This window comes from Ligilactobacillus hohenheimensis (genome assembly GCF_947381805.1).
GTDB classification, from domain to species: Bacteria; Bacillota; Bacilli; order Lactobacillales; family Lactobacillaceae; genus Ligilactobacillus; species Ligilactobacillus hohenheimensis.
Map to the genome: position 1 here is coordinate 500,562 of NZ_CANCXC010000001.1, position 12,061 is coordinate 512,622.

7 protein-coding genes and 1 pseudogene are annotated in these 12,061 nt (G+C 53.9%); 3 read left to right on the top strand and 5 right to left on the bottom strand.

Features of this window, described 5'->3' with window-relative positions; all coding sequences use genetic code 11:
• Nucleotides 1-10: 10 nt before the first annotated feature.
• From QOR60_RS02515 to QOR60_RS02530, 4 genes are all read right to left on the bottom strand, one after another.
• Nucleotides 11-1,420 carry an MFS transporter gene (locus tag QOR60_RS02515; protein ID WP_283581782.1) on the bottom strand — a complete coding sequence of 470 codons (1,410 nt, stop codon included), beginning with the start codon at nt 1,418-1,420 and terminating at the stop codon, nt 11-13.
• 197 nt (nt 1,421-1,617) lie between these two features.
• Nucleotides 1,618-2,601 (bottom strand): ribonuclease Z, encoded by a 984-nt coding sequence (locus QOR60_RS02520; protein ID WP_283581783.1) that lies wholly within the window; start codon nt 2,599-2,601, stop codon nt 1,618-1,620.
• Between the two features lie 284 nt (nt 2,602-2,885).
• The gene (locus QOR60_RS02525; protein WP_283581784.1) at nt 2,886-7,229 is read right to left on the bottom strand and encodes a PolC-type DNA polymerase III; all 4,344 of its coding nucleotides are present in this window, start codon (nt 7,227-7,229) and stop codon (nt 2,886-2,888) included.
• An 83-nt stretch (nt 7,230-7,312) separates the two neighbouring features.
• On the bottom strand, nt 7,313-9,025 hold the full coding sequence (locus QOR60_RS02530) for a proline--tRNA ligase (RefSeq protein WP_283581785.1): 1,713 nt from the start codon (nt 9,023-9,025) through the stop codon (nt 7,313-7,315).
• A gap of 159 nt (nt 9,026-9,184) precedes the next feature.
• Here QOR60_RS02530 and QOR60_RS02535 point away from each other — a divergent pair, with 159 nt between their 5' ends.
• The 3 genes from QOR60_RS02535 to QOR60_RS02545 are packed head-to-tail and all read left to right on the top strand — an operon-like array spanning nt 9,185 to nt 11,676.
• Nucleotides 9,185-9,916 (top strand): hypothetical protein, encoded by a 732-nt coding sequence (locus tag QOR60_RS02535; protein WP_283581786.1) that lies wholly within the window; start codon nt 9,185-9,187, stop codon nt 9,914-9,916.
• A gap of 18 nt (nt 9,917-9,934) precedes the next feature.
• A complete protein-coding gene (locus QOR60_RS02540) occupies nt 9,935-10,729 on the top strand; it encodes an electron transfer flavoprotein subunit beta/FixA family protein (RefSeq protein WP_283581787.1) in 795 nt (264 codons plus the stop codon).
• On the top strand, nt 10,726-11,676 hold the full coding sequence (locus tag QOR60_RS02545) for an electron transfer flavoprotein subunit alpha/FixB family protein (protein WP_283581788.1): 951 nt from the start codon (nt 10,726-10,728) through the stop codon (nt 11,674-11,676). Before QOR60_RS02540 ends, QOR60_RS02545 begins: the two co-directional genes overlap by 4 nt.
• 73 nt (nt 11,677-11,749) lie before the next feature.
• Here the strand turns inward: QOR60_RS02545 and QOR60_RS02550 are convergent.
• Nucleotides 11,750-11,923, bottom strand: a pseudogene (locus QOR60_RS02550) (metalloprotease RseP); the annotation flags it as partial.
• Nucleotides 11,924-12,061 lie beyond the last annotated feature (138 nt).

Genomic DNA, 12,061 nt, shown 5'->3' on the forward strand with positions numbered 1-12,061 from the left:
CTTATAACAGTTAATCATCCGTCACTACGGACTGGTTCTCAACAATCTCTTCTTGGGTTGTTGCCTGTTGAGTTACCGGCCGCGTCAAGTCGTTATATTTTTTCTTGAGCACAATTAGAATAAAAATTGAACCAATTAAGTACAATCCGCCTGCAATGTAGTACGCAACGGCGTACCCTTCCAGTGAAGTAAAGAGAACAAACGTACAAAACAACCCGGATAAAATCCCCGTTATGGCACTCACCAGTGAAAGAATGGCACTAAATGCCGGCCGGTGGTCCTTATCCACCATCGCCATCTGAAGGGTTTGCTGAACCGGCATAGCAGCGTTCGCAATGCCCGACCGTAGGAACAATACGATACAAACAATGACAGCCAACATCATTCCAGATCCCAATAACCGGCCGTTTGCCATAATAATCATTAAAGGTGTACACATCAGCATCGTTGCAACGATAGAAACAATCGTCCCCAACTTCCGTTCTAAGAACGGCGCCGCCATATACCCCACAAACATTGCTGCCGTTTGAATCGTATTAATGGTTGCCGTTATCCCCCGCGCAATGTGCAGGTAATTATTCAGGTAAATTGGAATGTATGGAACTACAATCGATGCGCCGAACCCGACCAGAACCATGTATAAAAGCCACATAAAAACTGTCTTGTTTGCAAGCGCCCGGTAATTTTGAAGGTTCCACTTTGTTTTCTGTGCCGCCTGCGCACTAGCCGTCATCCGGTAGTCAACCGGCCGATCCTTAATTGCGAGGGCAAACAGGAACGCTAACGCCGCTAAGACAACGGCAATCAAAATCACGTCCTTATAAGCCGTTGTATAGTGAGCTAACATCGTCCCGTGCATGGTTTCTTGATGGGCCGAAAGTACCGACGCTTGAGAATAAGAAATTCCCTGAAGTTTACCGAAGAAGTATACAACGGCCTTCCCTCCTAGGAAGGTAAGAACGGATTGCCACAACAAATTATCAATCATCACGTAGGTCATCCACCGTGTTTGCCGTTCCCGCGGAATGTACACCGCAAACATAATTGGGTACAGAAAATCATAAATTCCAATCGAAACTCCAGAAATAATGCTCATAATGATGATTAACGAAACATTCGTTGTCATAATCGAGACAACCAACGTAATCACCGTAATTGGCGGGGCAATTAGCAAGATTTTCTTAAATCCCCACCGGTGGATTAACATGATTACTCCGGTTAACAAAATGGAGCCAATCGCACCGTAAAGGTTATACCCGGTCACCAACTTAGGAGCAACAATCTGATAATACGACATCATTGCGTTATTCGTAATTCCCGTTACCGCACCCAAAAGGCCATAAATCCAGAGATACAGAATAACGTTCCGCTTTTGCCGGCCACCCCATTGAAAATCAACTGCTTGTCCCGCACTGTGCATTTTGTCATCACTCCTTCAATAAGAATTTAATATGAATACTAATCATATTTTAATCACATTTTACACGGTACTTTCAAAAATGCAATCCTTTAGGCAACATTTTCTCATTTAAATTTTTTATCCATACCATCACTTTTGCAAAACAAAAACCCCGCTGTCCTTTTAAGAACAACGGGGTTAAATCATTTATGTTTTAACTACTCCTCGTCTTCCCCTTCAACCCGGGTTTCGATAATCGATGGTTCCGCGAAATCCTGGTCAAAGTTCAGGTCGAAGTGCATGTGGTCCTTCCCAATGATGGTATTCGGGAAAATGCTCGTTGCGTTTTCCTTATACTGTTCCGGATGACGCATTGCCTGGGAGAAGTGCGTCAAAACAAGCTCCTTAGCGTGGGCGTTCTTAGCGTTGGTGGCCGCGTCCGCGAAGGTCATGTGGAGCTTCTTCTTGGCCTTGTCCTCATCCTCGTTGGCACCAAAGTTGGCACAACTGAAGATCATGTCGGCATCCTTCATGAATTCCGGCAGTTCCGGAACCGGCCGGGTATCGGTAATCCACACGAACCGCAGCCCTTTCCGCGGCGCCCCTAAAACCATCTCCGGGGTGTACGTTTGGCCGTCAAGTTCAACTGGCGCGCCGCTCTTCTGGAGCTTTCCCCACAGCTGTTGCGGGACTTCATTTTCCCGCGCCCGCTGCGGATCAAACTTCGGGGCCCGTTTGATGTCAACCCGGTAAGCAAAGCACGGCCGTGTGTGCTTAACGGGAAGCGGCGTAATGCTGAGGTCGCCGTGAATGTATTTGTTATTAATCACAATCGGCTTCCCCGGTTCCGGGTCCTCGATGATGTTAATGTCGTAGGCTAACCACGGCATGATCACCCGGAAGCCCTTCATCACATCCTTGATTCCCTTCGGCCCGATAATCGTAATTGGTTCGGTCCGCCCAGTATTACTTGTCGTTCCCAGAATTCCCTGCAACCCAATCACGTGGTCCCCGTGAAGGTGGGTAATGCAAATTACATCCAGGTTCTTAAAGCCCGTTCGTGCGGCCCGCATGGACACCCCGGTTCCCTCACCGGCATCCATTAAAATCTCCCGGCCCTTGTAGTTTAAGACGGCCGATGATAAATACCGGTCAGGGAGCGGGATGCTTCCGCCCGTTCCAAGTAACGTTGCTCCTAACATCGCTAGTTCCTCCTCGTTATAAACTCCCCTCTATTATGCCGCGGAAAGGGGCGAAAGGACAGTAAAAAGGGCTGGCGTAGTGGTTCGACTACGTCAGCCCTTCGTCTGATTACCGTTATGGAGATAAGAGCGTGGCTTCGCACCTTTCTCTAATCAGGCTTCGCTCGGACCACCCATGCGCAAATAATAAGCCCCTCCTTGACCGGCTTTGCCGCTCTACGTCGCGCCTTAATTTATTTGCCCGGTGGTCCGGCTCCGCACCTTACTAACGGCTTCGCACCTTGTTAAAACATATTATCAAACAAACTCAGCTGGTTTTCGTCCGGCAACTGATCCAAAACGTGGTTTTCCGTCATAAAGTCAATAATCGTTTGCGAAACGTGGCCCCGTTTCATCAGGTCTTCCTTTGACAGGAACGGCTTTTCTTCCCGCGCCGCCACGATTTGCTTGGCGGCGTTTTCTCCCAATCCCGGGATTGCCGAGAACGGCGCAATCAACGTATCGCCGTCAATTAACCACTCCGAAACGGCGGACCGTTCCAGATCAACCATTTGGAACTTAAAGCCGCGCTCAAGCATTTCGTTTGCGAGTTCAAGAACAACCAGCAGCGTCTTATCCTTGGCCGGAGCGTCGTTGCCCTGCTCTTCAATGGCCTGCATCCGCTCCTTGACGGCGTCCTTTCCCCGGGCCATCGCGACAATGTCAAAGTCGCGTGCCCGCACGGAGAAGTAGGCGCAGTAGTACACCAGCGGGAAGTAAACCTTGAAGTAGGCAATCCGCAGCGCCATCAGGACGTAGGCGGCGGCGTGGGCCTTCGGGAACATGTACTTAATCTTCAAGCAGGCTTCCAGGTACCATTCCTTGACCCCGGCATCCCGGATAATCTTTTGCCATTCTTCCGGAATGCCGCGCCCCTTCCGCACGTGTTCCATCGTGTTAAACGCCACGTCGTTTGGCACGCCCCAATGAATCAGGTCCATCATGATGTCATCCCGACACCCGATAACCTCCGGCATGGTAATTACCCCGTTTTTGATTAGGTCTTCGGCATTGCCTAACCACACGTCGGTTCCGTGGGAAAGGCCAGAAATCTTCAGCAGTTCCGCAAACGTCTTCGGCTTCGTTTCCTCCAGCATTCCGCGAACAAAACGGGTCCCAAATTCAGGAATGCCCAGCGTCCCCGTCTTGGAGTGAATCTGTTCTGGGGTGACGCCTAAGACTTCCGTTCCCTGGAACAGCTGCATCACGCCCGGATCGTCGGTCGGAATTGACTGCGGGTCAACCCCCGACAAATCCTGCAGCATCCGAATCATCGTCGGGTCATCGTGCCCCAGAATATCCATCTTTAAGAGCGTGTCGTGGATGGAATGGAAATCAAAGTGGGTCGTTTCCCACGAAGCGTTCTGGTCATCCGCCGGGTACTGAATCGGTGTAAAGTCGTAGATTTCCTTATCCGCCGGCACAATCAGGATCCCGGCCGGGTGCTGTCCGGTCGTCCGTTTGACCCCGGTTGCTCCCTTGGCAAGGCGGTCCACCTCAGCCCCCCGCAGGTTTTGTTCGGTATCCCGTTCGTACGCCTTCACGAACCCGTAGGCCGTCTTATCAGCTACCGTCCCAATCGTTCCGGCCCGGTACACGTTATCCGCCCCGAAGAGGACCTTCATGTAGTTGTGCGCAATCGGCTGGTAGTCCCCGGAGAAGTTCAGGTCGATATCAGGCACCTTATCTCCCTTAAAGCCCAGGAAGGTTTCAAACGGAATATCCTGGCCGTCCTTCACCAGGGGCGTCCCGCATTCCGGACAATCACGGTCTTCCAGGTCGTACCCGGAACCGTATTCTCCCTTGGTATAAAACTCAGTCCACTGGCACTTCGGGCAACGGTAGTGCGGCGGTAACGGGTTAACCTCAGTGATTCCCGCCATCGTCGCCACTAAACTAGAACCAACGGACCCCCGGGATCCGACCAGGTAGCCGTCCTTATTGGACTTCGCCACCAGTTTTTGGGCAATCAGGTAGTGCACGGCAAACCCGTTTCCGATAATACTATCTAGCTCCCGGTCAAGCCGGTCAGCAATGATTTTCGGTAATTCTTCCCCGTACAGCTCGTGCGCCCGGTCCATCGTCATTCGTTTAATATCGTCTTCGGCCCCCGGCATTTTCGGCGGGTAGGTCTTATCCGTTACCGGGGAAACGTCATCATCAACCATGGCAACAACCTGTTGCGGCGCGGCGACGACGATTTCGTGCGCCGTCTCATCCCCCAGAAAGGCAAAATCATCCAGCATCTCATCCGTCGTCCGGAAATGCAGGTCCGGCCAGTCCTTGAGGCGGTTTAGCGGGTTGGCCCCGCCCTGGGAATGAATTAGAATCCGCCGGTAAATGGCGTCCTCCTTGTTCATAAAGTGCACGTCCCCGGTTGCGACCACGGGTTTATCTAACTCATGGCCCAGCTTTACCATGTTAGCGATAATTTCTTCAAGACGGGCGTCGTCCTTGACCAACTCCTGCTCAATCAATGGCGCATACACGGGCTTTGGTTGCACCTCAAGGTAGTCGTAAAACTTTGCCTTTTCCCGGGCAACCGCGTACCCCTTTTGCATCATTGCGGTAAAGACTTCGCCGTCCGCACATGCTGACCCCACCAGCAAACCCTCCCGGTACTTTTCTAAGAGTGCGCGCGGCACCCGCGGCACGCGGTAGAAGTACTCGGTCATTGACGCCGAAGCCAGCTTGAAGAGGTTCTTCATTCCGGCCTGCGTTTGGGCAATGATAATGACGTGGAACGGGTGCTCGTGCTTGTACGCCTCGTTTTCACCCACATGATCATTGAGCTGATCGTGGAACGTAATCTGGTACTGCTCCTCCGCGTCCTTCAGCATCGCGTAGTAAATGTAACCCGTAGCTTCCGCATCGTAAATCGCCCGGTGGTGGTGCTCCAGGGTCACGTTCAGTTTCCGCGCCAGCGTGTTCAGCCGGAACCCATTCATTTCCGGGTACAGGAACCGGGCCAGCGGCAGCGTATCAATCCACGGTTCGGTAATCGGACCAAGGTCGTGGCGGGCGTACCCCGTGTTCATAAAGTCCACGTCAAACGTAGCATTATGCCCGACAATCACGCAGCCCGCACAGAAGTCCTTAAACATCCGAAAAACCTCGCCCTCCGACTTGGAGCCACGCACCATGTCATCGGTAATGCTTGTCAGGTTAATCGTTGTTTGCGACAGCGGATGACCCGGATCGATAAATTCTTCAAACCGGTCAATCACCGTGCCACCCTTCATCTTAACAGCCGCCAGTTCAATCACCTTATCGTACTGGGCTGATAACCCCGTCGTTTCGGTATCAAAAACAACGTAGGTGGCATCCTTGAGGTTCACGCGGGCGTCGTTGTACGCAATGTTTTGGCCGCCGTCAACCACGTTGGCTTCCAGTCCATACAGCACCTTCACCCCGTGCTTTTGCCCGGCAGAGTGGGCTTCGGGAAAGGCCTGCAGGTCACCATGATCAGTCACCGCAATCGCCTTGTGCCCCCACTTAGCGGCATGAGCCACGTAATCAGAAATAGAGTTGGTGGCGTCCATCGTACTCATCGTCGTGTGAAGGTGCAGCTCCGCGCGCTTATCACCCTCCGCCGTGTCCTGCCGTTCTTCGTGGTGAACCTCGTTAATATCACGGGCCATGATGACCAGGTCACGCAGGTAAGAATCTTCCTGCACGCTTCCCCGGACCTTGATCCACTTGCCGGCCGTCAGGTTAGCAAACTGGGCCTCGTCCTCCTCACTATTGGAGAACTTTTTGATGACAAACGATGAACTGTAATCCGTCACTTCGAGCGTGATAATCTTCCGCCCGGAACGCAGGTCCCGCACCTCAGCGTTAAAGACGTACCCCTGAACAACAACGGAACGCTCCTCTTCGGTGATTGCGACCATCTGCGTTACGGGCATGTCATCCTTAATTTTCCGTCCTAACAGGACTGGCCCTTCGGCTTTCGGCACCGCCTTCTTTTTCTTCTTGGCAGCGCGCTGCTGGCTTTGCTGCTGAATGGCAGCCATGGCCTTCTTGGTAAGCTCCGCGTCACTTTGCGCGCGTTTTTCCTGGTACTTGGTATGATTTGGCTGTTCACCAGCGACAACCACCGGCTTAATCGTGTACTTAGGGAAGCCCACCTGCTGGTATCCAGCTGCAAGGCCCTGCAACGTGGCGGCACTCAGCAGCGCCGCCTGATTATCCCCGGCCACCTGTAGACTCAGCGTTTTCCCCGTCAGCTTGGGCGCATGCCCGCACACCTGGTTGACTACCTGCTCGTTGGCAGCACTGTGCGCCACCACAAACGGCCAGTAGTCTTGCACTTCCTGTTCCGTCACTGCCGGGTCACCGGGTTCGATGCGCAGCGTAACATCCGCAATTCCCTGAAACGCCGCGTTAACCTGCTGGTGAAAGCGCAGAAACACCTTAAACGGGATGACGCGCTGAACCCCCAAAACAATTTCCCACCGCTTGGAATGTTCGTGGACGATTACCTGGTTAACCGTTGCGGCCGTCAGCGCGCCCGTAGGATCCTCCGTCGCATTCCACTCAGCCTGCGTACATAATTTTTCAAAAAGAGCGTGCTTATCAAGCGCCATTCACGTTGCCTCCTTCAGAAACATAAAGTCCCGGGCTGACCAAAACAGGCCCTACCCCGAGACTTACCGTTTATCCTAAATTCCTATTCAGCCTGCTTCAACAGGATTGCCAGCGAGTTTTGGAGCTCCGCAACCTTTACTTCAATCGGCTCAGCGGCCCGCCGGAGTTTCACTTCGACGATGCCATCAGCCGCCTTCTTCCCCACGGTGATCCGGACTGGGAGCCCGATTAAGTCGGAATCAGCGAACTTAACGCCCGCCCGTTCTTTCCGGTCATCAAGCAGGACGCTGTAACCGTGGTCTTCAAGTTCTGCCGTAATCTTTTCGGCGAGCGCCCGCTGTTCGTCGTTCTTAATGTTGACCGGAACAACGTGAACATCAAACGGCGCAATCTGGCGCGGCCAAATAATCCCGTGTTCATCATTATTCTGTTCGATGATGGCGGATAACAGCCGGGAAACCCCGATCCCGTAGCACCCCATCTTCAGCGGAACGTCGCGCCCGTTCTGGTCTAAGACCGTTGCGTGCATGCTTTCTGAGTAACGCGTCCCCAACTTGAAGATGTGGCCGATTTCAATTCCGCGGGTGAACTGCAGCGTTCCCTGCCCGTCCGGCGATAACTCGCCCTCCTCAACATTCCGCAGGTCGGCAAACTGTTCAACGGTAAAGTCGCGGCCAATGTTGGCGTTCTGGTAGTGGAAGCCATCCTCGTTGGCCCCAACGCTGATGTTCATCATGCCCTCAACGTCCTGGTCGGCGTAGATCTTAATGTGCTCATCAACGCCCACCGGACCCAGTGAACCAAACGAGGCGCCGTTCATGTACTGCTGGGCCTCTTCTGGCGTTGCGGGCCGTAAGTCGTTGGCTCCAAGGAGGTTGGTGAACTTCGTTTCGTTTAACTGGTCATCCCCCCGCAGCAGGGTAATCACCGGTTCCCCGTCAACAATGTACAGCATCGTCTTCACCAAGTCAGCTGGTTCTTCGCCGAGGAACTCAGCCACGTCATCAATTGTCTTCTTGCCCGGCGTTGCCACCTTGGCTAACTCCCGGGCTGACTCGTGGGATTTCTTCGCAACCCGCAGGTTCTTAGCCATTTCCAGGTTAGCCGCATAGTCGCTCTGGTCGGAGTACACCACCGTGTCCTCGCCAATTGGGGCGATTGCCATGAATTCCTTAGAGGTCTTTCCGCCCATGGCGCCGGAGTCCGCAATAATTTCCCGGTAATCAAGCCCACACCGGTCAAAAATGTTGTGGTAGGCCTGGTCCATTGCGCGGAACGTGTCGTCCAAACTATCGTCATCAATGTGGAACGAGTACCCGTCAAGCATCAGAAATTCGCGGCCCCGCAGTAACCCGTACCGCGGCCGGTCTTCATCCCGATACTTCATTTGAATCTGGTAAACCGATAACGGCAACTTCTTGTACGACTTGATGCTGTCGCGCATGATGGTCGTCATCGTTTCTTCGTGGGTTGGACCGAGAATGAAATCCCGTTCGTGCCGGTTCTTAAACTTAAACAATTCCGGCCCGTACGTTGCGTACCGGCCCGATTCCTCCCACAGTTCAGCGGGAACAACGGCGGGGACCAGCATCTCCACGGCATCAATCCGCTCCATCTCCTGCCGGATGATGGTCTGGATCTTTTCCATTACCCGAAAAGCGAGGGGCAGGTATGCGTACATCCCCGCAGAAATCTGCTTGATGTAGCCCGCCCGTAACATGAGCTGGTGACTGACCGCCTCAGCCTTTTTCGGTGTTTCTTTAAGTGTCGGAATTAACATCCGTGATTGTTTCATAACTATCCCCTTCCGCTTCCGCGTATCAATAATCGCTTCCTATGATACCAAATTTTACCGCCTTCCTCCAGCCACCCCGGAATTACCAGGCAAGATATTTTCCGTCACCAAAGAATCATGGGATAATTGATTTACCAAGATAAACGAGGAGGAATTAGAATGATTGCAAGCGACTTAATCAACCCGCTGATCACCCAGTTCGTTGACGATTACCTGACGGCAACGCCAACGCTCCCTGAGTCAGCTTCCCTCTGGGAGGGAGCAAAAGAACGCGGGTTTCTCGCCCAGCCACCGGCCGCGGTAAAAACGGCCCTGCTTGAACGGACCGCTCCGGTGGTTCCCCGGTGGAGCATCCACCTCGCAGCGCACTGGGAGCTGGGCCTCAATCCCCAAGTGACAGCCCCAATGCTTCAGGCTGCACTGGATGACGCCGCCCCCCAAAACCAGCGGGAATTTGAACGGATGCTGGTCACCATTACGGCCGCCCTCCAGCAGGCAATGACGGGGTACCTGGTCGAATACGGAAAAAACGTTCCCCAACAAAACGGAAACCTTGCCATGCAACCCGCCATGCAGCACCAGATTGCCCGGTTAACCGCCATGGCGGCCAGCACATCCCGTCACGCCGCTTTCCTGAACTCACTGACGCTGACAACAGCGGACCAGGATGATGATCAGGACGAGGCCTTGGCCGTTGCCATGATTACGGCGGGAACGAACCAACGAATCATCACCACCCGGATGGCAGCGACGTTCAAGGCGTTTGGGATCCGCAACCAGAACCAGTGGACTAGCTGGGTCGCTGGCAGTCAGTTGCTGCAAACCCTGACGGTGCTTGACGACCGCCGGGCAGCAACAGTGACGTTTGCCGCGATGCACCGTCAACGTTAATTAAGGAGGTCCTAAAACATGAGTATTATTGTATGCGTAAAGGGAGTGCCGGTCAGTGACCACGTCGCCATTGACCCACAAACCCACCGCCTTGAACGGACCACAACGGCAACCCACCTTGACCCGGCCGATAGGTACGCGTTAGCCGCAGCGAAGATGCTGCGCACCACGCCGGATGAGGACATCATCGCACTGTGCATGGGCGCTCCCAATAACGAGCACCTCTTGCGGACAACCCTGGCCATGGGGGCCACCCGCGCAGTTTTACTAACTGACAAGGCGTTTGCGGGGGCGGATACGCTAGCAACCGCGACCGCCCTCACCGCCGCCATCCGGCACTGTAATGGGGTCCGGTTGGTGATTACCGGTACCCAGTCCACCGATGCGGATACCGGTCAGGTGGGCGGAAACATCGCCGCCCAGTTAGGCTGGGAACTTCTTCCCAACATTACGCGCATTGTTCCGGACGAACCGGCGATGGTTACCAGCCAACTCGGTACCACCGCAACAACGTTTTCTTTAACTACCCAGGCGGTCCTGACGGTGGGACCGGCGGCAACGTTTGCCCCCGCAGCCATGACAGTCGCTCAGGCAGCAGCGGTTGACCCGGCTCACCAGCTCCAAACATGGGACGCCGCTACGATTGGGTGTGCCCCAGCAACGGTTGGACAAAAGGGGTCCGCAACCACGGTTACTGCGCTGACGCCGGTGCACCCTACTAAACGCACGGCAACTGCCCTGGCGAATGATGCCCCGACTGCCGTGGACCAGCTAAGCACCCTTATTCAACAATCACGGGAGGTAATCAAATGACAACAGGATGGCTTTATGGTGAATATCATAACGGCCACTTCGCCCCGGGCGTGCTGGAATTAGCCGCCCACACCCAGAAGTGGGCCGGGGTGACCCTGAACATGGCAATCCTTGGTGCGACTGAGGACCATTCCACCCTCCAACGGCAGCTTCAGGGCACAGGAATCGCTCACGCTACGCTTATTCCAATACCGGACAACGCCACCGTTGCCCAACAGGCCGCCGTGTTAGCCGCCCACATCCGGGAGGTTAACCCCGCGTTTGCCCTCTTTAGCGCCACCCCGCTTGGCCGCAGCGTTGCCCCGTACGTTCAGGGGCTCCTCCACACCGGATTAAGTGCGGACTGTACGGACCTTGAGTTCAGGGACGGCCAGCTTGTCCAGACCAAACCAGCGTACGGGGACAACGTGGCCTGCACCATCATGACCACCACTTCCCCGGCCATGGCAAGTATTCGGCCGGGCGTGTTCCCTACTGCCACCACACCGGCCCCAACGCCGACCACGGTCACGGTTACCCCGTTTCCCGTGCCGCTGAGTCAGTTGACCGGCGAAACAACGGCGACTGCACCGACGTCCCCGCACCAACCAAAGGACGCCGCACGCATTATTGCATTAGGACGGGGCGCGGCAACGTCTGAAGGAATCCGGCTCGCTAAGCAACTGGCCCACCAGCTGAACGCGGCCGTTATGACCACCCGGCCGGTGTCCCTCCTTCCGGGCTTTGGCGTTCAGGCCCAGATTGGTTTAACGGGGCAAACCGTGCACCCGCGCCTGCTAATCACCCTCGGTGTCTCGGGGTCATCCCAGTTTCTAGCGGGTGTTAAGAATACCGGCACCATCGTGGCAGTCAACACCGACCCCCACGCACCAATCTTTGATTACGCGGACTACCGCTACGTGGGTGATGCGGTTACGTTCATGCAGGCGGCATGCAAGGCGTGGTAATAAGAACACATGCAACACAAAAAGGTTGGGACTTCGTTATTGTCCCAACCTTTTTTCGTTACACTTTATTTAACTAAAAGAAGTACCGGCGCAAATCGTTCCACGTTACCAGGAACATCAGCACCATCAAAAACCCAAACCCAATCAACGTCAGGGTCTCTTCCACCTTCTGGCTAATCGGCTTCCGCCGGATTGCCTCAATCGTGTTTATCAAAAATTTGCCCATTTTAGGTAGAATTATCAAATTATGATTCAAAAAAGGCACGTTGGAGAAAAGAATAATCAAATAGATAGAAAACACCACTACATAAAATCAACTAATTTTGAAGAAAAGTTATTCTTAATACAAGTAAATTACAACAAAAACTAGTAAGAGTATTTATTC

Excerpts from the sequence above, each read along its gene's own strand:
- QOR60_RS02545 (WP_283581788.1), top strand. The coding sequence starts at position 10,726 with ATGACAACAGGATGGCTTTATGGTGAATATCATAACGGCCACTTCGCC.
- QOR60_RS02535 (WP_283581786.1), top strand. The coding sequence starts at position 9,185 with ATGATTGCAAGCGACTTAATCAACCCGCTGATCACCCAGTTCGTTGAC.
- QOR60_RS02530 (WP_283581785.1), bottom strand. The coding sequence starts at position 9,025 with ATGAAACAATCACGGATGTTAATTCCGACACTTAAAGAAACACCGAAA.
- QOR60_RS02520 (WP_283581783.1), bottom strand. The coding sequence starts at position 2,601 with ATGTTAGGAGCAACGTTACTTGGAACGGGCGGAAGCATCCCGCTCCCT.
- QOR60_RS02540 (WP_283581787.1), top strand. The coding sequence starts at position 9,935 with ATGAGTATTATTGTATGCGTAAAGGGAGTGCCGGTCAGTGACCACGTC.
- QOR60_RS02515 (WP_283581782.1), bottom strand. The coding sequence starts at position 1,420 with ATGCACAGTGCGGGACAAGCAGTTGATTTTCAATGGGGTGGCCGGCAA.
- QOR60_RS02525 (WP_283581784.1), bottom strand. The coding sequence starts at position 7,229 with ATGGCGCTTGATAAGCACGCTCTTTTTGAAAAATTATGTACGCAGGCT.